The 20,111-nt window shown below is 60.2% G+C and carries 19 protein-coding genes; 14 read left to right on the top strand and 5 right to left on the bottom strand.

Going from position 1 to position 20,111, the window contains the following annotated elements:
• Nucleotides 1-57: 57 nt before the first annotated feature.
• Entirely contained in the window at nucleotides 58-1,164 is a 1,107-nt protein-coding gene (gene aguA, locus ACZRMS_RS01765; RefSeq protein WP_463993846.1) for an agmatine deiminase, read from the bottom strand.
• A gap of 282 nt (nucleotides 1,165-1,446) precedes the next feature.
• On the opposite strand from aguA, the gene rfbB reads away from it, so the two are divergent.
• From rfbB to ACZRMS_RS01790, 5 genes are all read left to right on the top strand, one after another.
• Nucleotides 1,447-2,529, top strand: coding sequence for a dTDP-glucose 4,6-dehydratase (rfbB, locus tag ACZRMS_RS01770; RefSeq protein ID WP_463993847.1), 1,083 nt, complete (start codon nucleotides 1,447-1,449; stop codon nucleotides 2,527-2,529).
• Nucleotides 2,530-2,546: 17 nt separating this feature from the next.
• On the top strand, nucleotides 2,547-3,419 hold the full coding sequence (rfbD, locus tag ACZRMS_RS01775) for a dTDP-4-dehydrorhamnose reductase (RefSeq protein ID WP_463993948.1): 873 nt from the start codon (nucleotides 2,547-2,549) through the stop codon (nucleotides 3,417-3,419).
• 149 nt (nucleotides 3,420-3,568) lie between these two features.
• A complete protein-coding gene (locus tag ACZRMS_RS01780; RefSeq protein ID WP_463993848.1) occupies nucleotides 3,569-5,383 on the top strand; it encodes a sensor histidine kinase in 1,815 nt (604 codons plus the stop codon).
• The gene (locus tag ACZRMS_RS01785) at nucleotides 5,380-6,774 is read left to right on the top strand and encodes a sigma-54-dependent transcriptional regulator (protein WP_463993849.1); all 1,395 of its coding nucleotides are present in this window, start codon (nucleotides 5,380-5,382) and stop codon (nucleotides 6,772-6,774) included. The genes ACZRMS_RS01780 and ACZRMS_RS01785 overlap by 4 nt, the downstream gene beginning before the upstream one ends.
• Nucleotides 6,775-6,786: 12 nt before the next feature.
• A complete protein-coding gene (locus ACZRMS_RS01790; RefSeq protein WP_463993850.1) occupies nucleotides 6,787-7,242 on the top strand; it encodes a thioesterase domain-containing protein in 456 nt (151 codons plus the stop codon).
• A 104-nt stretch (nucleotides 7,243-7,346) separates the two neighbouring features.
• On the opposite strand, the gene cysQ is transcribed toward ACZRMS_RS01790, so the two are convergent.
• Nucleotides 7,347-8,174: a 3'(2'),5'-bisphosphate nucleotidase CysQ gene (gene cysQ, locus ACZRMS_RS01795; RefSeq protein WP_463993851.1), complete on the bottom strand. Its 828-nt coding sequence runs from the start codon at nucleotides 8,172-8,174 to the stop codon at nucleotides 7,347-7,349.
• The gene (nudE, locus tag ACZRMS_RS01800) at nucleotides 8,171-8,737 is read right to left on the bottom strand and encodes an ADP compounds hydrolase NudE (RefSeq protein WP_463993852.1); all 567 of its coding nucleotides are present in this window, start codon (nucleotides 8,735-8,737) and stop codon (nucleotides 8,171-8,173) included. The genes cysQ and nudE overlap by 4 nt, the downstream gene beginning before the upstream one ends.
• 87 nt (nucleotides 8,738-8,824) lie before the next feature.
• On the opposite strand from nudE, the gene yrfG reads away from it, so the two are divergent.
• A complete protein-coding gene (gene yrfG, locus ACZRMS_RS01805) occupies nucleotides 8,825-9,487 on the top strand; it encodes a GMP/IMP nucleotidase (protein ID WP_463993853.1) in 663 nt (220 codons plus the stop codon).
• Nucleotides 9,488-9,565: 78 nt separating this feature from the next.
• Here yrfG and lysM read toward each other — a convergent pair whose 3' ends face one another.
• Nucleotides 9,566-10,006, bottom strand: coding sequence for a peptidoglycan-binding protein LysM (lysM, locus tag ACZRMS_RS01810; protein WP_048360544.1), 441 nt, complete (start codon nucleotides 10,004-10,006; stop codon nucleotides 9,566-9,568).
• A gap of 104 nt (nucleotides 10,007-10,110) precedes the next feature.
• Between lysM and ACZRMS_RS01815 the strand changes: the two genes are divergently transcribed.
• From ACZRMS_RS01815 to ACZRMS_RS01835, 5 genes are all read left to right on the top strand, one after another.
• Nucleotides 10,111-10,998, top strand: a complete 888-nt coding sequence (locus ACZRMS_RS01815) for a LysR family transcriptional regulator (RefSeq protein ID WP_463993854.1) — start codon at nucleotides 10,111-10,113, stop codon at nucleotides 10,996-10,998.
• 94 nt (nucleotides 10,999-11,092) lie between these two features.
• The gene (gene fdhD / locus ACZRMS_RS01820; RefSeq protein WP_463993855.1) at nucleotides 11,093-11,932 is read left to right on the top strand and encodes a formate dehydrogenase accessory sulfurtransferase FdhD; all 840 of its coding nucleotides are present in this window, start codon (nucleotides 11,093-11,095) and stop codon (nucleotides 11,930-11,932) included.
• Nucleotides 11,929-14,277, top strand: a complete 2,349-nt coding sequence (locus tag ACZRMS_RS01825; RefSeq protein ID WP_463993856.1) for an FdhF/YdeP family oxidoreductase — start codon at nucleotides 11,929-11,931, stop codon at nucleotides 14,275-14,277. Before fdhD ends, ACZRMS_RS01825 begins: the two co-directional genes overlap by 4 nt.
• Before the next feature lie 205 nt (nucleotides 14,278-14,482).
• Nucleotides 14,483-14,959, top strand: coding sequence for a glycine zipper domain-containing protein (locus tag ACZRMS_RS01830; RefSeq protein ID WP_463993857.1), 477 nt, complete (start codon nucleotides 14,483-14,485; stop codon nucleotides 14,957-14,959).
• A gap of 243 nt (nucleotides 14,960-15,202) precedes the next feature.
• Nucleotides 15,203-16,126 (top strand): hypothetical protein, encoded by a 924-nt coding sequence (locus tag ACZRMS_RS01835; protein WP_463993858.1) that lies wholly within the window; start codon nucleotides 15,203-15,205, stop codon nucleotides 16,124-16,126.
• 164 nt (nucleotides 16,127-16,290) lie between these two features.
• On the opposite strand, the gene ACZRMS_RS01840 is transcribed toward ACZRMS_RS01835, so the two are convergent.
• Nucleotides 16,291-16,755, bottom strand: a complete 465-nt coding sequence (locus ACZRMS_RS01840; protein ID WP_463947957.1) for an Lrp/AsnC family transcriptional regulator — start codon at nucleotides 16,753-16,755, stop codon at nucleotides 16,291-16,293.
• A gap of 127 nt (nucleotides 16,756-16,882) precedes the next feature.
• Between ACZRMS_RS01840 and ACZRMS_RS01845 the strand changes: the two genes are divergently transcribed.
• The 3 genes from ACZRMS_RS01845 (at nucleotide 16,883) to ACZRMS_RS01855 (ending at nucleotide 20,110) form a co-directional block, all read left to right on the top strand.
• Nucleotides 16,883-17,218, top strand: coding sequence for a hypothetical protein (locus tag ACZRMS_RS01845; protein WP_463993859.1), 336 nt, complete (start codon nucleotides 16,883-16,885; stop codon nucleotides 17,216-17,218).
• Between the two features lie 105 nt (nucleotides 17,219-17,323).
• Nucleotides 17,324-19,090 carry a type IV pilus assembly ATPase TfpB gene (gene tfpB / locus ACZRMS_RS01850; protein WP_463993860.1) on the top strand — a complete coding sequence of 589 codons (1,767 nt, stop codon included), beginning with the start codon at nucleotides 17,324-17,326 and terminating at the stop codon, nucleotides 19,088-19,090.
• Between the two features lie 99 nt (nucleotides 19,091-19,189).
• Nucleotides 19,190-20,110, top strand: a complete 921-nt coding sequence (locus ACZRMS_RS01855) for an SPFH domain-containing protein (RefSeq protein ID WP_463993861.1) — start codon at nucleotides 19,190-19,192, stop codon at nucleotides 20,108-20,110.
• Nucleotide 20,111: the final 1 nt, after the last annotated feature.

The raw sequence follows: 20,111 nt of genomic DNA on the forward strand, positions 1-20,111 counted from the left end.
GACTGCGTCCTCGGACGCAGCCTCGTTCCTTCGGCAGCTGCTACGCAGGCCGCGGGGTTATGCCTTGTGCGGCGCAGGCTGTTGCTGGGTCAGGCAGTGAATGTTGCCACCACCCAGCAGCAATTCACGGCCCGGCACCATCACCACTTCGTGTTGCGGGAAAAGGTTTTGCAGGATGCCTTTGGCCTGCGCATCCATCGGGTCGTCAAAGCTCGGCGCGATAATGCCGCCGTTGACGATCAGGAAGTTCACGTAGGAGCCGGCCAGGCGCTCTGAGGGGTTACGGTCCTGGCTACCCGCCACTTTGTCGACGCCGTCGCATTCTTCCTGGGTCGCGTACATCGGCCCCGGAATCGGCATTTTGTGCACAACAAAAGGCCGGCCCTTGGCGTCGGTACTGGTTGCCAATACGTTCATCGCCGCATGACAGCGCGCATAGTTAGGATCGCGTTCATCGTCAGTCCAGGCCAACAGCACTTCACCCGGGCGCACGTAGCAGCAGAAGTTATCCACATGGCCGTCGGTTTCATCGTTGAACAGGCCATCGGGCAGCCAGATGATCTTGTCCACAGCCAGTTGCGCACGCAGCACGCCCTCGATCTCTTCGCGGGACAGGTGCGGGTTACGGTTGCGGTTCATCAGGCACTCGGCCGTGGTGATCAACGTGCCTTCGCCGTCGACGTGGATCGAGCCGCCTTCAAGCACAAAACCTTCGGTGTAGTAACGCGGGCTTCGCTCGATTTCCAGCACCTTGCTGGCGACTTGCTGATCGCGGTTCCACGGGTAGTACAAACCACCGTCAAAGCCGCCCCATGCATTGAAATCCCAGTTCACGCCGCGCACTTCACCGCTGTCATTGATGACAAAGGTCGGCCCGCTGTCACGAACCCAGGCGTCGTCGCTGGACATCTCGACCACACGGATATTCGGCACATCCAGTTGCGCCCGGGCATTTTCGTATTGAGCAGCCGAGACACCGACCGTCACCGGCTCAAAGCGTGCAATAGCCTTGGCCACCGCGGCATGCGCCGCCTGGGCAGGCTTGCCGCCCAGACGCCAGTTGTCCGGACGCTCGGGCCAGATCATCCAGGTCTGGGTCTGCGGAGCCCATTCAGCCGGCATGTAAAAGCCGTCAGCGCGTGGCGAACTGTGCAAAGTGGTCATCTGGACTCCTGGAAAGCATCGGGTTTTTGATTCGTATAGATAGAAGACAGTGAACGCAGGTCTGTGTCACGTCAACGATGAGTGCCTTTATAGCCGATAAATATCTGCAATTAAATTAAATTCAAGAATCAAATACTGATAAAAACCACATAACACGGATATAAATCTGCCTTTATAGCTGCATCAGTATTTTCCTGACCACCCACACTTGCACCGCCCCGCACATCCCCACAAGCTATGCGCCAGTCGATTAAAGCCCTCCAGGGAACAAGGAATATCTCAATGCGCATTTTAGTCACCGGCGGTGCCGGTTTTATTGGTTCAGCGCTGATCCGTCACCTGATCAAAAATACCGGGCATGAAGTCCTCAACCTCGACAAGTTGACCTACGCCGGTAACCTTGAATCGCTGCAAAGCATCGCCACCGATACCCGCTACGAGTTCGTCCAGGCCGATATCGTCGACCAGGCCGCCGTCAGCACCGTTATTGCGCGCTTCCAGCCCCAGGCCATCATGCACCTGGCAGCCGAATCCCACGTAGACCGCTCCATCGACGGCCCGTCGGATTTTATCCAGACCAACATCGTGGGCACCTATAGCCTGCTTGAAGCCGCCCGCGCTTACTGGCTGACCCTGCCTGAGCCGGAAAAAAGCGCGTTCCGCTTCCACCATATTTCGACCGATGAAGTGTATGGCGACCTGCACGGCGTCGACGACCTGTTCACCGAAACCACGCCTTATGCACCAAGCTCGCCATACTCGGCCAGCAAGGCCGCGTCCGACCACCTGGTACGCGCCTGGAACCGCACTTACGGTTTGCCGGTGTTGCTGACCAACTGCTCGAACAACTACGGCCCCTTCCACTTCCCGGAAAAACTGATCCCGCTGGTGATTCTCAACGCCCTGGCCGGTAAGCCACTGCCGGTGTACGGCAATGGCCTGCAAGTGCGTGACTGGCTGTTCGTCGAAGATCATGCCCGTGCCCTGCTTAAAGTCGTGACCGAAGGCGTGGTCGGTGAGACTTACAACATCGGCGGGCACAACGAACAAACCAACATCGATGTGGTACGCAGCATCTGCGCACTGCTTGAAGAACTCGCGCCAGCACACCCGGCGGGCGTCGCCCGATTTGCCGACCTGATTACCTTCGTCAAGGACCGCCCGGGCCACGACCAGCGCTACGCCATCGACGCCAGCAAAATCGAGCGCGAGCTGGGCTGGGTGCCCGAAGAAACATTCGAAACCGGCCTGCGCAAAACCGTGCAGTGGTACCTGGACAACCTGCAATGGTGCCACCGCGTTCAAGACGGCAGCTATCAAGGCGAGCGTCTGGGCTCCACAGATGCCAGGGACCTGATTGCATGACCCGGCCGACAGCACCGTTGAAAATACTTATCAGCGGCAAAACCGGCCAAGTGGCGATCGAGCTGCAAAAGCACCTTGCCGGTCTGGGCGAGCTGATTGTGCTTGGCCGTGACCAGCTGGACCTGAGCCAGCCCGAGAATATCCGGGCCCGGGTGCGGGCGCACAAGCCCGACCTGATCATCAATGCCGCAGCCCACACTGCCGTGGACCAGGCCGAAAACGAGCCCGGGCTGGCCTTTGCGATCAATGCCACCTCACCCGGCGTGCTGGCTGAAGAAGCCGCAGCTCTGGGCATCCCGCTGATCCACTACTCCACCGACTACGTATTCGATGGCAGCAAGCCGGCACCCTATACCGAAGACGACGCACCCAACCCACTGGGCGTCTACGGCAAAAGCAAGCTGGCCGGCGAACAGGCCATCGCGGCGACGGGTGCCCGTCACCTGATCCTGCGCACCAGCTGGGTGTACTCGACCCATGGCAAAAACTTCCTGCTGACCATGCAGCGCTTGCTTCAGGAGCGCCCGGAACTGCGCGTGGTTGCAGACCAGATCGGCGCGCCGACCTGGGCCGGCACCATTGCCCGCAGCACCCGCGCCTTGATCGAACGCTGGCAAGCCGGCGAAGCCGGGGCCTGGGGCACATACCACCTGACCGCCCAAGGCGAAACCTCATGGTTTGGCTTTACCCAGGCCATTGCCGAACACCTGAGTGCCCAAGGCAAGTCGTGCGCAACGCTCGAACCCATCCCTGCCAGCGCCTACCCGACGCCCGCAGCGCGACCACAGAACTCGCGCCTTGATTGCAGCCGTCTTGCCCGCGAGTGGAACGTCACCCAGCCCGACTGGCAAACCGCATTGCGCGACTGCCTGGCCGAGCAGCCACACTAACGCCAACACCCCTTGTGGGAGCGGGCTTGCTCGCGAAGGCATCACCGCGGCCTGCTTCAAAGACCGCGGCGTTTGCATCGCGAGCAAGCCCGCTCCCACGGGGTTCGTTGGGTATACTGCGACGTACTCTTGCGGCGCAGCTCCCACCGATGATCACGACCCCCTCAGTTCCTCGCAGACCCCGCTGGCGCAGCCTGGCCTTATTGGCGTTGTGCCTGGCGCCTTTGTTGTGGCCGCTGCAACACCTGGCCGAGAGCTATTACCGCAGCGAACTGGCCGGTCAAAACCGCCAGACCCTCGACCTGTACGTCGCCAACCTGCTGGGTACGCTGCATCGTTATGAAGTATTGCCGCAGATTCTTGGCGAGCTGCCAGACCTGCGCGACGTACTGGCCAACCCCGAAGATACCCGGGCCCAAGCCAAGGCCAACCAGTTGCTCGATAGCATCAGCTCCCAGACCGGCGCGGTGGTCATGTACCTGCTCGATACCCATGGCGATACCCTGGCCACGTCGAACTGGGATAAAAGCGACAGTTTTATCGGGCGCAACTTCGCCTTTCGCCCGTATTTCAGCGAGGCGATGGAAGGCAAACTGGGGCGTTTTTTCGGGCTGGGCACCACCTCCGGCAAGCGCGGCTATTACTTCGCCGCACCGATACTCGAGGGCGATAAAAAACTCGGCGTACTGGTGGTCAAGGTCGATCTGGACCATACCGAGCAGTTGTGGGGCAACACACCCGAGCAACTGCTGGCGACCGACAACAACGGCGTGGTCATCCTCACCTCACGGCCGGAGTGGCGCTTCAGAGCGACCCGCCAGCTGTCGGAGGAAGAGCGCCAGGCCATTTTCGCCATCTTGCCCTACCCGACCCGCGACCCGCAGCCGCTGGACCTCGACCTGAATGCCTGGCTGGTGCAAACGCAAAAAATCGACGAGACCGGCTGGAGCGTCAACATTCTTGCCCCGCGCACGCTGATCGACCGTTCGGTGCGCACAGTGCTGGCCATCGGTGGCGCCACCTTGCTGGTGGTCATGCTGTTGATAGGCTTAATGATGCAACGCCGGCGCCACTACCTGGACCGGATTGCGTTTGAGGCCAAGGCCCGCCGTGAACTGGAAATGCGTGTGGCAGAACGCACCAGCGACCTGGAGGGGCTCAACCGGCTGCTGCGTGAAGAGGTGCTGGAGCGCGAGCATGCGCAACAGGAACTGGTTCGCGCCCAGGACGATCTGGTGCAAGCCGGCAAACTGTCGGCGCTGGGCACCATGTCGGCCAGCATCAGCCATGAACTCAACCAGCCGCTCGCGGCCATCCGCACTTACGCCGAAAACGCTGAAGTGTTGCTCGATCACCAGCGCATCGAAGACGCACGCGGCAATCTCAAGCTGATCAACGAACTGACCGGGCGCATGTCCTCGATCATCGCCCACCTGCGCGCGTTCGCCCGGCGCGATCGCCATGCACCGGAAAGCGTTGCCCTGCAACCGGCGCTGGACGATGCGCTGGCATTGCTGGCCAAGCGTCGACGCAGCATGGAAGTCGAATTGATCCGCGACTTGCCCGCCGCCACGCTGTGGGTCGAAGCCGGTGAAACCCGCTTGCGTCAGGTGCTGGGCAACCTGCTGGCCAACGCCCTCGATGCCCTGACGGAAAAAGGCCCGCCCAGACGCTTGTGGCTAAGTGCCCAATCCACGGCAGAAGGCGTCACTGTTTACATTCGCGACAATGGCCCGGGCTTTTGCATGGAAGCTTTGGGCCGTGCCGGAGAGCCGTTCTACACCACCAAAACCCGCACCCAGGGGTTGGGGTTGGGGCTGGCCATTTGCGACACGCTGATCCGTGCGTTTGGCGGCGAATTGTTGTTCGCCAACCACAAGGAAGGCGGTGCCTTAATTACCTTGCGCCTGCGCGCCGGCGCGCCAGGTGTCAGTTTGCAAGCCAGTGAGGACTCAAGGTCATGAGCCAACCCGTCGATTCAAGCGTGCAGGTCATCCTGATCGATGATGACCCGCACCTGCGCCAGGCCCTTTACCAGACGCTGGATCTGGCGGGGCTCAACGTATTGCCGCTGGCCGAAGCCAACGGTCTTGCCGGGCGCATCGGGCGTGACTGGCCGGGCGTGGTGGTCAGTGACATTCGCATGCCGGGCATGGACGGTCTTGAGCTGCTGGCCCAACTCCATGGCCAGGACCCGGAGCTGCCGGTGCTGCTGATCACCGGCCACGGCGATGTGCCGCTGGCGGTGCAAGCCATGCGCGCAGGCGCCTATGACTTTCTCGAAAAACCCTTTGCCAGCGACGCGCTGCTCGACAGCGTGCGCCGTGCCCTGGCCTTGCGCGCCCTGGTGCTGGATAACCGCAGCCTGCGCATGGCCCTGAGCGATCGCCAGCTGTTGAGCACGCGGCTGGTGGGCGTTTCGCCAGCCATGCTGCGGTTGCGCGAGCAAATCGGCGCGTTGGCAGCAACCAAGGCCGATGTACTGATTCTTGGCGAGACGGGCTCAGGCAAAGAAGTGGTCGCACGGGCGCTGCATGACCTGTCGTCCCGACGTAATGGCCCGTTTGTAGCCATCAACGCCGGCGCCCTGGCGGAGTCGGTCGTGGAAAGCGAGCTGTTCGGCCATGAGCCGGGGGCGTTTACCGGTGCGCAAAAGCGCCGCATCGGCAAGTTTGAATTTGCCAATGGCGGCACCTTGTTCCTCGATGAAATCGAAAGCATGAGCCTGGATGTACAGGTCAAGTTGCTGCGTTTGCTGCAAGAGCGTGTGGTCGAGCGGCTGGGCGGCAATCAACTGATCCCGCTGGATATCCGGGTGATCGCCGCCACCAAGGAGGACCTGCGCCAGGCGGCCGATCAGGGGCGCTTCCGCGCCGACTTGTATTACCGTCTGAACGTAGCCCCGCTGCGCATCGCCCCCTTGCGCGAGCGGGGCGAAGACGTCCTGATGCTGTTTGACTATTTTGCCGGTGAAGCCAGCGTACGCCACGACCTGACGCCCAACGTGCTGCAACCGGCGCAACGGGTATTGTTACTGCGTCATGGCTGGCCGGGTAACGTGCGCGAGCTGCAAAACGTCGCCGAGCGTTTCGCCCTGGGCCTGGAACTGGCCCTGGACGATAACGCCACCGACACCGCGCATGCCTCAGGCATCGAGTCGTCCGGGGGCTTGAGCGAGCAGGTCGAACACTTCGAAAAAAGCCTGATTGCCGCCGAGCTTGAGCGCTCCCACAGCTCGATGCGCAGCCTGGCCGAAGCGCTGGGCGTACCGCGCAAAACCTTGCACGACAAACTGCGCAAGTACGGGCTGAACTTCGAGAGTGGCAGCCACCCTCATACTGACGAACTTGATTGAAAAGGCCATTACATGAACCGCGACAGTCGTTATCTGGAATCCGTCCTGCATCACGACATTCCGCTCACCCGTGAAATGGGCCTCAAGGTGCTAAGCTGGCAAGGCCGGCAACTGCGCTTGCAGTTGCCGCTTGAGCCCAATATCAACCACAAGAGCACCATGTTTGGCGGCAGCCTGTACTGCGCAGCGGTGCTGGCGGGTTGGGGCTGGCTGCACCTGCGCCTGCGCGAAGCCGGGATTGGAGACGGACACATCGTGATTCAGGAAGGCCACATCAGCTACCCGCTGCCGGTGACCCAGGATGCCATCGTGCTGTGTGATGCGCCTGATGATGTGGCCTGGAACAAATTCTTGGCCATGTACAAACGCCACGGCCGCGCACGGCTGACGCTGGACACGCGGGTGATCAATGCCGAAGGCGCAGATGACGCGGTGCGGTTTAGCGGGCAGTACGTGTTGCATCGCTGATTGAATTTATGTGGGAGCGGGCTTGCTCGCGATGGCATCGATGCGGTTTAACTGAAAGACCGCAGCGTCCGCATCGCGAGCAAGCCCGCTCCCACAAATGAGGATCAGTGTTGTGCCAGATCCAGCAATTTCTCACGCCACGGCGCCTTGGCCGGCAACGCCAGAAACGATGCATTGAGCAGCAACTCGCGGGCCGGGTAGCTGAACGGTTTACCATCCAGTTGCAGCACTACGCCGCCAGCACCTTCAAGCACCCCCTGCGCAGCAGCAGTGTCCCACTGCGAAGTCGGCGCCAGCCGCGGGTAACAGTCGGCAGCGCCCTCGGCCAGCAGGCAGAATTTCAACGAACTGCCCACGCTGGTCAGTTGCAACTCACCCAAATGCTCACTCAGCCCGGCCAGCAAACGCTCTTGCTCGGGGCTGGAATGGCGACGGCTGGCGACCACGGTCAATGCTTCGCCCTCAGGCGGTGTGTTGCGCACGCTGATGGGCACAACTTCACCGGCATCCGCCCGCCATGCGCCCAGGCCCGCGCCGCCGTAGTAACAACGACCGCTGGTGGGCATGGAAACCACGCCAAACACCACGCGGCCTTGCTCGATCAGGGCAATGTTGACGGTGAATTCTTCACTGCCCGAGATAAATTCCTTGGTGCCATCCAGCGGGTCGACCAGCCACCAGCGCGTCCACCCGGCACGTACGCTTTGCGCGATATTGGCGTCTTCTTCCGACAGCACCGGGATGCCAGGATCCAGCGCCGTCAGGCCATCCAGCAACACGTGGTGCGCCGCCAGATCAGCAGCCGTTACCGGCGAATCATCAGCCTTGGCGATGACTTCAGTATCCGCACGCCAGAACGGCAAAATGGCGTCGCCCGCCGCATGGGCCAGGGTGATGACGCCCTCAAGCAACGGGTGGGGATAAGCACTCACGGCTGGAACACTCCGCGCTGGGTCAACAGGTCGCGGGCCAGGTACAGCGCAGCCAAAGCGCGGCCTTCGCTGAATTGCGGGTTGAGCACCAGGCCCGACAGCTCACGCAGGTTGACCTTGTCTACGCGCATCGGCTCAGGTTCGTCGCCTTCCAGACGCTCTTCGTAGAGGTCGGTGGCCAATACCACCTGAATTTTCTGGCTCATGTAGCCAGGGGACAGCGACAGCTCGGTCAAATGCTCAAGCTGACGGGCGCCGTAGCCGGCCTCTTCTTTCAACTCCCGCTCAGCGGCCGCCAGTACATCCTCACCCGGCTCGATCAGGCCTTTGGGCAAAGACACTTCATATTCATCGGTACCGCCGCAATATTCTTCGACCAAGATCGCGTGTTCGGCATCGATCATGGCCACAATCATGACCGCGCCATAGCCATTACCACGCCCCACCAACCGTTCGTAAGTACGCTCAACGCCATTGGAAAAGCGCAGCTGCACTTCTTCGACCCGAAACAATCGGCTACTGGCAACAATTTCACGGGCAAGTACGGTGGGTTTTTGGCGCATAGCGGCTCCTCAATATGAACGGGGTACTATACCCCGGCTTTTCCGATTGTCTGTGTCGGAAATTTTCCACTGTAGGAGAAGTTTTGCATGACCGTTTTACCTTGGCGCGACATCGATACCGTGCTGCTCGACATGGACGGCACGCTGCTCGACCTGCACTACGACAATCACTTCTGGCTGGAACACCTGCCCCAGCGCTATGCCGAGCTGCATGACATCAGCCGGGCAATGGCCGATCTGGAACTGACGCCGCTGTTCGAGCGCAATGCCGGCCAGCTCAAATGGTATTGCCTGGATTTCTGGAGCCGCGAACTGAAGATCCCGGTGCGCGAGCTCAAGCTTGAAACCGCTCATCTGATTGCCTTGCGCCCCGATGCCGATACTTTCCTGGCTGCAATCAAGCAGGCGGGCAAGCGGGTGATCATGATCACCAACGCCCACCGTGACTCCTTGTCGCTGAAACTGGAACGCATCGAACTGGCGCCTTACTTCGAGCGCCTGATCAGCTCCCACGACTACGGTTTCCCCAAGGAAAGCCCGGCCTTTTGGGATGCCCTGCAAGCCGATATCGGCTTTGACCCGAGCCGCAGCCTGTTTATCGACGACACTTTGCCGATCCTGCGCAGTGCCCGGGATTTTGGCGTAGCCCACTTGTTGGCGGTCAAACAGCCCGACAGCAAAAAAGGCCCGAAAGACACCGAGGAATTCACCGCGCTGGGGGATTATCGCGAGTTGCTGGAAGGGTTGTGACCACACACCCCATGTGGGAGCGAGCCTGCTCGCGAAGGGCGTTCGCGAGCAGGCTCGCTCCCACAGGGTAAAACCGGCTTACTCAGGAATGCGCAGGGTCTGGCCTGGGTAGATTTTGTTCGGGTCCTTGAGCATCGGTTTGTTGGCTTCGAAAATCTTGTTGTACTGGTTGGCGTTGCCGTACACCTGCAGCGAAATCGCGCTCAGGGTGTCGCCCTTTTTCACCACCACGAAGCGCGAAGCCACAACGGTCGGACCGGTGACGGTGATCTGGTCTTCAACACTGGCTACGCCTGCGATGTTGCCCGCTGCCAGGATGATTTTTTCTTTCTCTTCCTGCGTGGCCACTTCGCCACTGACCGTCACTTTGTCACCGTCGACGGTGGCCGTGATATTTGGATTGCCCAAGCCCACTTCCTGCACGTGCTTCTTGAGTTCCTCACCGGCATTGGCGTTGCCGGGTGTCAGCAGATTGATCAGTTTTTCACCTGCTTCTTTCACAAAACTGAAAATGCTCATAAATCACGCTCCTAGGGTTGGAAGATCCAGACCCATGAGCGTAGACCATCATTGACGCGAGCAAGCGCGCTAGAATCGCCCACTCAATTGCGCCGGGAGCGACGATGGACATCAAACAGCTGAAATTCCTCATTGCCCTCGATGAAACCCGGCATTTCGGCCAGGCTGCCGCTCGCTGCCATATCACCCAGCCCACCTTGTCCATGCGCTTGCGCAGCCTCGAACAAGAGCTCGACCTGCAACTGGTCAATCGCGGTCAGCGTTTCGAAAGCTTCACCGCCCCCGGCGAGCGCGTACTGGCCTGGGCCCGCACCGTGCTGGCCGCCTGCGATGGCCTGCAAGCCGAAGCGGCCGCCTGCCGCGGGAACCTGATCGGCACCTTGCGCCTGGGGCTCGTTCCGCTGTCGAGCTTTGATCCGCTGCCTTTATTGCAGCGTTTGCACCAGGAGCATCCCGAGTTGCGCTTCGAGTTATCGGCGCTCAGCTCCGAGCAAATCCTTGAACAGCTGGCCAGTAATCGGCTGGACGTGGGCGTGTCCTACCTTGAGCGCCTCGATCAGGAACGCTTTGATTCCCTAGCCCTCGGCGAAACCCGTATGGGCCTGCTGTATGACCAGCGGTATTTCAGCTTTGGCGATCAGCCTTTGAGTTGGGAAGCACTGATTGCGTTGCCGTTGGGCCTGCTCAGCAGCGGCATGCACTTTCGCCAGTCCATCGATCACAACTTCCACAGTCGCGGCCTCACCCCGCAACCGCTGCTGCAAACAGATGCCGTTCATCAACTGTTACAAGCTGTCCACGGCGGGCTGTGCTGCGCAGTGATGCCCCTTGAGGGCGGGCTGGAAGCATTGACCGATCACCTGCGCCTGCACCCCATTGAAGACGCACGCACCTTGGCCCGGTTGGGCTTGATCATGCGTCGTGAAGCACCGCGCTCAGCCTTGGCCGAAGCCTGCTTCGCGCTCTATCAGAAATCACCAGACCCTTCTTGATCGACGCCATCTATCAATAGATCAGCACTAGCGATTAGACGCGACAGAGTGTCGCGCCTAGGCTTAGGGCTGGATTGATAGTCGGTACTGCCTTATGAACGCCAAGCGCCCCCTGTGCGCGGCGCCCGCCTCTGCTACGCCCGCGCCTGCCGCCAGCCAGAATTACGACTACGTCACCCTGGACTACAGCGTCGGGGCGCAAACAGCCTTGGCCGAAGAAGTCGCGCTGGCGATTGCCTACAACGGCATCAGCCAGGCCGTGATGCTGGTCACGCCCACTGATCTTGAAGATTTCATCGTCGGGTTCAGCCTGGGCAGCGGCATCATCCAGGACGCCAGTGAAATCTACGACCTCAAGCTCACGGGCGCAGGTTCGGCCCACTACGCACAAGTCGAAATCGCCAGCCGGGCGTTCTGGAACCTCAAGCAGCAACGCCGCCAGCTGGCCGGCACCAGCGGCTGCGGTTTATGCGGCGTAGAAGCGGTCGAACAAGCCCTGCCGGACCTCAAGGTGCTGCCCGGCGCGCCATTGCCGCCGGCCCCGTGGCTTGACGGTTTGCGCCAGCGCATCAGTGATTTTCAGCCATTGGGCCAGCACTGTGGCGCAGTACACGCGGCGGTGTACATGGACGGCCAGGGCCAGTTGCTGATGGGCCGTGAAGACATTGGCCGGCATAACGCCCTTGATAAGTTGATCGGTGCGCTGGTACGCCAAAACATCGATCTGACCGGCGGCGCGGCGATTGTCACCAGCCGATGCAGCCTTGAGCTGATTCAAAAAGTGTTGCGCGCCGGCATCCAGACCCTGATCAGCCTGTCCTCGCCCACGGGCCTGGCGCTGCAATGGGCCCGCCGCCACAACCTCAACCTTATTCATCTGCCACAAAAAAGCGCACCCCGGGTGTACAGCCCCGCGCAGGAGAGCCAACCGTGAGCACACATCATCAAGCCGACAAAACCCCGACTCCCCGCTATAAGCCCTACAAGGGCCCGGCCGGTGGCTGGGGCGCGCTGATCAGTGTGGCGCAGGCCTGGTTGACCAGTGACAACGCGCTGAAAAACCTGCGCATGATGCTCAAGACCAACCAGCACGGCGGCTTCGACTGCCCGGGTTGCGCCTGGGGCGACTCGCCGGAAAGCGGCCTGGTCAAATTTTGCGAAAACGGCGCCAAGGCAGTGAACTGGGAAGCAACCAAGCGCCGGGTAGATGCCGCGTTTTTCGCCAAACACAGCGTCAGCGCGCTGCTGGAGCAAAGCGATTACTGGCTCGAGTATCAGGGCCGCCTGACCGAGCCGATGAGCTACAACCCTGAGACCGACCGCTATACCCCCATCAGCTGGGATGCCGCGTTCGCCTTGATCGCCAGGCATTTGCTCAACCTGTCCAGCCCCAACGAAGCCGAGTTCTACACCTCGGGTCGGGCCAGCAACGAGGCGGCGTATTTGTATCAACTGTTTGTGCGCTCCTTCGGCACCAACAACTTCCCGGACTGCTCGAACATGTGCCACGAGGCCAGTGGCGTGGCGCTGGCGCAAAGCATCGGGGTGGGCAAAGGCACGGTGACTTTCGATGACTTCGAGCACGCCGATGCGATTTTCGTACTGGGGCAAAACCCCGGCACCAATCACCCGCGCATGCTTGAACCCCTGCGCGAAGCGGTAAAACGCGGCGCCCAGGTGGTGTGCGTCAACCCGCTCAAAGAACGCGGTCTCGAACGCTTCCAGCACCCGCAGCACCCACTGGAAATGCTCACCAACGGTGACCGCCCGACCAACACCGCCTACTTGCGTCCGGCGCTGGGCGGCGACATGGCGCTGTTGCGCGGCATGGCCAAGTTCCTGTTGCAGTGGGAGCGCGATGCCCAGGCCGCCGGCGAGCCGCCAGTGTTCGACCACGCCTTTTTGAATGAGCACACCGCAGGCATTCTGGACTACATCTCCAGCCTCGATGACACCTCCTGGGATCACCTCGTGGAGCAGTCGGGCCTGACCCTGGAGGACATCGAGCGCGCCGCACGCATGTACCTCAAGGGCAAGAACGTCATCATGTGCTGGGCCATGGGCATCACCCAGCACCGGCACTCGGTGCAGACCATCCAGGAAATCGCCAACCTGATGCTGCTGCGCGGCAACATCGGCCGCCCCGGCGCCGGTCTGTGCCCGGTACGCGGCCACAGTAACGTGCAGGGCGACCGCACGATGGGAATCAACGAGCGCCCGCCGGTGGCCTTTCTTGACGCCCTGGAGCGCCGCTTCCAGTTCAAGGTGCCGCGTGATAACGGGCACAACGTGGTTGAAGCCATCCACGCCATGCTTGAGGGCCGCGCCAAGGTGTTTATCGGGCTGGGCGGCAACTTCGCCCAGGCCACTCCGGACAGCCCGCGCACCGCACAAGCGCTGCGCAATTGCGACCTGACCGTACAGATCAGCACCAAGCTCAACCGCAGCCACCTGATGCACGGCATGGAAGCACTGATTTTGCCGTGCCTGGGCCGTACCGACATCGACCTCCAGGCCGAAGGCCCGCAAGCGGTCACGGTGGAAGACTCCTTCAGCATGGTCCACGACTCCAATGGCCAGTTGCAGCCGCTGTCGAACCAGATGCGCTCCGAGCCCTCGATCATTGCCGGTATCGCCGCCGCCACACTGGGCACGCATCCGATTGACTGGAACTGGGCGGTGGCCGACTACCGGCGCATTCGCGAACTGATCGCCGACACCATTCCCGGCTTCAAGGACTTCAACACCCGGCTACAGCATCCGGGCGGCTTCTATCTTGGCAACTCGGCCGGTGCACGGCAGTGGAACACGCCATCCCAGCGCGCCAACTTCCGGCCCAACGCACTGCCGCGTGACCTGGTGGATGCCCGCACCCGGGCCACCGGCCAACTGCCCGACCTGATCATGCAGTCGATGCGCTCCCACGATCAGTACAACACCACCATTTATGGCCTTGATGACCGCTACCGCGGGGTCAAGGGCCAGCGCGACGTGCTGTTCGTCAACGAAGCCGACATCATCCGCCTGGGCTTCAAGCCGGGGCAGAAAGTCGACATCGTTTCGATCTGGAATGACAGCCACGAGCGCCGGGTCAAAAACTTCACCCTGCTGGCGTTCGACATACCGGCTGGGCAAGCGGCGGCTTACTACCCTGAGGTCAACCCGCTCGTGCCGCTGGAAAGCACCGGCGATGGCAGTCACACACCTACCTCCAAGTTCGTCGCCATTTGCCTGGAGGCAGCCAGCCCGTCGAAGCTGATTGTGGCCAAGGCTGGCTGATCCAAAAAACAGGCACAAAAAAGGCCGTTTCCCTTCAGAAACGGCCTCACCGAACTAGTTAACAGACCGTCGAAAAACCAATAAGTTCCCCAGCTAAAACAACAACTTATAGAATTGTGTACAACTCGTGTTACTCGTCGGATTTCGATTGTCACCACCCTCCTTCAGCCTCAGGATCGCGCCGTCATCTCCTTGAGGCTCATCTATGAAGCTCACCTCGATTCTCTTGTTGTCCCTTGGCCTGGTCAGTGGCGTTGCCTCGGCCGGTGGCACCACCGAAGCCGGTGTAGGCGGCGCATTAGGTGGGGTTCTTGGCGCCGTTGTTGGCCAACAGCTCGGCGGCTCGACCGGTTCTGCAATTGGCGCAGGTGTTGGTGGCGCGGCAGGTAGTGCCGTGGGTGCCGACAAACGCAGCCGTGGCGAAGCGGCCATTGGCGGCGCACTGGGCGCTGCAGGCGGCAACGTGCTGGGCCGCAGTGTCGGCGGCGGCACTGGCGCTCTGGTCGGCTCAGCAGCCGGCGGTGGTGCTGGCGGTGCGCTGGGTAACTACATGGGCAATAAAAGCGATAGCGACGATCGCCGTTATCGTGACCGCGATAACCGTCGCTACTACCGCGACGACCACCGTGGCCGTGGTCACGCGTACGGCCATCGCAAGAACAAGCATCGTCACGACGACTGATGTGTACAACGGGAGCCGCAAGGCTCCCGTTTTTTTTGGGCTTACCCCTGCCCTCGTCAAATTGTTTCAATGCATTACGCCCGCCTGTTCAGGCGCCCATCATGCAATCTGCATGCACCGGCAAAACCAAAAGTTTCCAAGTCATTGAAAGTTATGGATATGCCAACAGGCACACTGTTGGCATATCCCCTGCAATCTCCTGAATGAACGCTGCACTTCCTACCATTCAGGAGCACAACAACAATGATCGGGACAACTGAGCACTATCCCGCTGCCCTGCAAGACTCCTCCGGCCACTCAGGTGTTTCCTGGGCCGCCATCTTTGCAGGCGCCGCCACCGCTGCCGCGCTATCCCTGCTGCTGCTCATGCTGGGCGCAGGCCTTGGCTTTTCCGCCGTCTCGCCCTGGGCCAATGAAGGTATGGGCGCCAAGGGCCTGGGCATTACGGCCATCATCTGGCTGGCCGTCACCCAGATCATTGCTTCAGGCATGGGCGGTTACCTGGCCGGTCGCCTGCGGGTCAAGTGGTCCAACATGCATGGCGATGAAGTCTACTTTCGCGACACCGCACATGGCTTTCTGGCCTGGGCCGTGGCTACGCTGGTAACCGCTACCCTGATTGCCGGCTCGGTCAGCAGCGTGATTGGCAGCGGCGTTCAAGCCGGTGCTAGCGTCGCTTCAGGTGCCACATCAGCGATCAGCAGTGCAGCCGGCAGCGCCGCCTCCAGCAATGCTGCCAAAGGTTCGGACTACTTTATCGACACCCTGTTTCGCGATGATCGCGGTGCGGGTGTCAGTGAAGACGCCGCCCACGGCACCGTTGCCCGTATCTTCGCCCACAGCCTGGTCAATGACGGCCAACTGAGCAGCGAAGACCGTACTTACCTGGCCCAAATCATCGCCCAGCGCACCAACCTCAGCCAGCCTGAAGCCGAGCAACGGGTCGATCAGGTATACGCCAAGGCCCATCAGGCAGTTGAAGACGCCAAGGTAAAAGCCAAGGAAGCCGCTGACACCGCAGCCAAAGTCGCCGCCTGGTCCACCCTGTGGATGTTTATCACGCTGCTGATCGGGGCATTTTTTGCCAGCCTGTGCGCCACCTTTGGCGGGCGTCGCCGCGATGCCGTGACGTATCTGACACCCACCACCACAACCCCGCTGGTTTAACTCGGGCTACTTGCTGACTGGAGAATAAAATGCGCTCACTACTGCTGTTTTTCCTCGGTATTCCAATTCCGATCATCATCCTGATTGCGTTGTTTGTTCACTGATAACAGTGCCCAAACCCAAGCGACGGCCTTCCTTGCGAAGGCCGTTTTGCTTGCGGCGACTCAAACCGGCAAGCAGGTGGTGGACTTGATCTCTGACAACGCCACGATGGAGTTCACTTCCTGGATGCCCGGCACCATGGACAGTTTTTCGAAGAAAAAACGCTCATAGGCTTCGATATCGGCAGTCACGATACGCAGCAAAAAGTCCACCGAACCCATCAGCACATAACACTCCAGCACCTCGGGAAAACCGCGAATCGCATCGGTGAATTCGGTGAAGTTGGAGCGTCCGTGGGCATTGAGTTTGATCTCGGCAAAAATTTGCGTGTTGAGACCGATTTTCTTGCGATCCAGCAAGGTCACCTGCCCGCGGATAATTCCCTCATCCTTCATCCGCTGGATACGTCGCCAGCAGGGTGATTGCGACAACCCCACTTTTTCAGCGATCTGTGCACTGGACAACGAAGCGTCCTCTTGCAGCAGCGCCAAAATGCGTCGATCGTAAGCGTCCAGTTCGCCATGCATAAAAACACCTTTAAATTGATAATTAACGACTTGAACAAGTCTATTTATCGCAAATTCAAAACATCTTAGATAAAAAATTTCTCCAGCGACGTGTAAATATTTCTCCAGCCTGAACAGGAGCTATTGCATGCCGCATCTGGAAATCGTCAACCACTCACCACGCCCCGACGTCTGGGCCAGCAATGCAGCCCCCTGCCCGGTGATCTACCGTATCCAGGCGGACGCCGATGCCGATGTGCTGTGCCGGGTGCTAAACCTGTTTGCCCTGCAGCAACTGATCCCGCAACAGGTGGACGTAGTGCGCGATCAGGACACATTAAGCATTGAAATCCGGAGCCATGAGCAGAGCTGGCATCGTGCCCAGGTCATCGGTGAAAAATTGCGCAACCTGATCAGCGTCTTCGAAATGGAGCTGCATCCGGTACAAGCCGCCAGACCGCCGATTTTGCACATTTCTGGGTAATAGTTCGCAACCATTGGGCGCAAAGGGGGTGGAAGTAACGCGACTAGGCTTTGAAGTTCACGGCCAGACAAGGACCTGTCTGGCCCGATGCTGAAAGGAGCTTTTATGCGCATCACCTCACCCCACGACCAGTGGCTGGATCTCGAACAGCTGTTACCCGCCCTGCTTGCTCAAAACCGGATCCGGCAAAGCTGCGCCGAACAGGCATTGATCGCCGGCCGAGCAGCCCCCAACGCCACCTTGCACCCACTGGTGTTTCTGGCCCAGCAGCACCTCGAAGACCCCAGCCAGGCCGGCAGGACGCTCGATATCGAGACGCTCACGGCCTGGCTCGCCAGCCACTGCGGGCAACCTTATCTGCGCCTGGACCCGCTCAAGATTGACGCCGTTACGGCTACAGGGCTGATGTCTTTTGCCTTTGCCCAGCGCCATGGAATCCTCGCGGTGGCCGCCAATGACACGGCCATCACCATCGCCAGCAGCCAGCCCTGGGTGAGCAGCTGGGAAGCCGATCTGCGTCAGGCACTCAAACGCCCCATCCTGCGGGTCATTGCCAACCCCCTGGAGATCCAGCGCTTGAGCGCAGAGTTCTTCCAGCTGGCCAAATCGGTCACCGGGGCCGTACTCAACGATCAAAAAAGCAGCCCCCAGGCCAACCTCGAACAACTGCTCACCCTGGGCACAGGCACCCGCGAGCCGGACGCCAACGACGCGCACATTGTGAATATTGTCGACTGGCTGTTTCAGTGCGCCTTTGAGCAACGGGCCAGCGATATCCACATTGAGCCCCGGCGTGAGCAAGGTGCCATGCGCTTTCGTATCGACGGGGTGTTGCACGACGTTTACCAGTTCCCGGCGCAAGTCACGATGGCCGTTGTCAGCCGCCTGAAAAGCCTGGGACGGATGAATGTCGCCGAAAAACGCAAACCTCAGGACGGCCGGATAAAAACCCGAACCCCGGGGGGTGCTGAAGTGGAACTCAGGCTCGCCACCTTGCCCACCGCCTTTGGCGAAAAAATGGTCATGCGTATCTTCGACCCGCAGGTCCTGCTGAAAAATTTCGACCAGCTGGGGTTCACCCCCGAAGATCTGCAGCACTGGCAACAAATGACCACCCGACCCAACGGCATTATTTTGCTCACCGGCCCTACCGGCTCGGGCAAGACCAGCACCCTGTATGCAACGCTCAAGCAACTGGCCACCCCGCAAATCAATCTGTGCACCCTTGAAGATCCAATCGAAATGATTGAGCCGGCCTTCAATCAAATGCAGGTTCAACCCAACATCGACCTGACCTTCGCCAACGGGGTGCGGGCCCTGCTGCGCCAGGACCCGGACATCATCATGCTCGGTGAAATACGCGACCTGGAAACGGCCGAAGTGGCAATTCAGGCGGCGCTGACCGGGCATCTGGTGCTCTCGACCCTCCACACCAATGACGCACCCAGCGCCATCAGCCGCCTGCAAGAACTCGGGGTTGCCCCCTACCTGATAAAAGCCACATTGCTGGGAGTGATGGCCCAACGGCTGGTCAGAACCCTGTGCCCTGACTGCAGGGCCGAGCAGCCACTGGACCAGCGTGACTGGCCGGGTTTCGCCCCGATCTGGCCCGGCTCACTGCCCGTGTGTACCTGGCGGGCCACGGGGTGTGAACAATGTCGCGGCACCGGCTACAGCGGTCGGGTCGGGATCTACGAAATCATGTCGATGAGCGAGGAACTCAAGTCACTGATTGGCCCTGATACCGACTTGAATGCCATTCGTCACCAGGCGTGTGCGCAAGGAATGCTCAGCCTGAGGCTGGCCGCCGCCCGTAAAGTCGCCACCGGCGAGACATCAATAGAGGAAGCAATGCGAGTTACCCCCGCGTAGTTGAATTGTTTTGACTAAAATCTAAACAGTTGCGCAATTTTCTTGATCGCTACACTCCGTGTTCGTTTAGCTCTTACACCTCAAAAACAAGGAATGGTCATGCAAGTGGGTACTGTGGTCCTGTTATTTGTCGCCTTGGCTATCGCCGTGCTCTTTATGGGCTTCAAGGTGGTTCCGCAAGGATACCAATGGACGGTGGAGCGTTTCGGGCGTTACACCAACACCCTTAAACCGGGCCTGAACATCATCATTCCAGTGATGGACCGCATCGGGCGCAAAATCAACGTGATGGAAAGCGTGCTGGATATCCCGCCACAAGAAGTGATCACTGCCGACAATGCCACCGTTCAAATCGATGCCGTGTGTTTCTTCCAGGTGGTCAACACGGCTCAGGCTGCGTATGAGGTCAACAACCTCGAACACGCCATTCGCAACCTGCTGCAAACCAACATCCGTACCGTGCTGGGCTCGATGGAGCTGGATGCCATGCTCAGCCAGCGTGACGGGATCAATGAAAAACTGCTGCGCACGGTAGATGAAGCGACGGCTCCCTGGGGCATCAAGATCACCCGTATCGAGATCAAGGACATCAGCCCGCCAGCCGACCTGATGGCCGCCATGTCCGGGCAGATGAAAGCCGAACGTATCAAGCGCGCGCAGATTCTTGAAGCCGAAGGCCTGCGAGCTGCGGCGATCCTGACCGCCGAAGGCAAAAAGCAGGCGCAGATCCTCGAGGCCGAAGGTGGTCGCCAGGCGGCGTTCCTGGAATCCGAAGCCCGCGAACGCCAGGCCGAAGCCGAAGCCCGGGCGACGCAAGTGGTGTCCGAAGCCATAGCCTCAGGCAACGTGCAGGCGATCAATTACTTTGTTGCACAAAAATACATCGATGCACTGGGCAAGCTGGCGTCTGCCAACAACAGCAAAGTCATCCTCATGCCGCTGGAAGCCAGCCAGGTTATAGGCGCAGTGGGCGGCATCGGCGAAATCGTCAAAGCCACCTTTGATACCAAAAAGGTCTGAG

The sequence above is a fragment of the Pseudomonas sp. B424 genome (assembly GCF_055408345.1).

Excerpts from the sequence above, each read along its gene's own strand:
- ACZRMS_RS01840 (WP_463947957.1), bottom strand. The coding sequence starts at position 16,755 with ATGCATGGCGAACTGGACGCTTACGATCGACGCATTTTGGCGCTGCTG.
- ACZRMS_RS01855 (WP_463993861.1), top strand. The coding sequence starts at position 19,190 with ATGCAAGTGGGTACTGTGGTCCTGTTATTTGTCGCCTTGGCTATCGCC.
- lysM (WP_048360544.1), bottom strand. The coding sequence starts at position 10,006 with ATGAGCATTTTCAGTTTTGTGAAAGAAGCAGGTGAAAAACTGATCAAT.
- ACZRMS_RS01790 (WP_463993850.1), top strand. The coding sequence starts at position 6,787 with ATGAACCGCGACAGTCGTTATCTGGAATCCGTCCTGCATCACGACATT.
- ACZRMS_RS01780 (WP_463993848.1), top strand. The coding sequence starts at position 3,569 with ATGATCACGACCCCCTCAGTTCCTCGCAGACCCCGCTGGCGCAGCCTG.
- ACZRMS_RS01835 (WP_463993858.1), top strand. The coding sequence starts at position 15,203 with ATGATCGGGACAACTGAGCACTATCCCGCTGCCCTGCAAGACTCCTCC.
- aguA (WP_463993846.1), bottom strand. The coding sequence starts at position 1,164 with ATGACCACTTTGCACAGTTCGCCACGCGCTGACGGCTTTTACATGCCG.
- rfbB (WP_463993847.1), top strand. The coding sequence starts at position 1,447 with ATGCGCATTTTAGTCACCGGCGGTGCCGGTTTTATTGGTTCAGCGCTG.
- ACZRMS_RS01785 (WP_463993849.1), top strand. The coding sequence starts at position 5,380 with ATGAGCCAACCCGTCGATTCAAGCGTGCAGGTCATCCTGATCGATGAT.
- ACZRMS_RS01830 (WP_463993857.1), top strand. The coding sequence starts at position 14,483 with ATGAAGCTCACCTCGATTCTCTTGTTGTCCCTTGGCCTGGTCAGTGGC.
- nudE (WP_463993852.1), bottom strand. The coding sequence starts at position 8,737 with ATGCGCCAAAAACCCACCGTACTTGCCCGTGAAATTGTTGCCAGTAGC.
- fdhD (WP_463993855.1), top strand. The coding sequence starts at position 11,093 with ATGAACGCCAAGCGCCCCCTGTGCGCGGCGCCCGCCTCTGCTACGCCC.
- ACZRMS_RS01845 (WP_463993859.1), top strand. The coding sequence starts at position 16,883 with ATGCCGCATCTGGAAATCGTCAACCACTCACCACGCCCCGACGTCTGG.
- yrfG (WP_463993853.1), top strand. The coding sequence starts at position 8,825 with ATGACCGTTTTACCTTGGCGCGACATCGATACCGTGCTGCTCGACATG.
- tfpB (WP_463993860.1), top strand. The coding sequence starts at position 17,324 with ATGCGCATCACCTCACCCCACGACCAGTGGCTGGATCTCGAACAGCTG.
- ACZRMS_RS01815 (WP_463993854.1), top strand. The coding sequence starts at position 10,111 with ATGGACATCAAACAGCTGAAATTCCTCATTGCCCTCGATGAAACCCGG.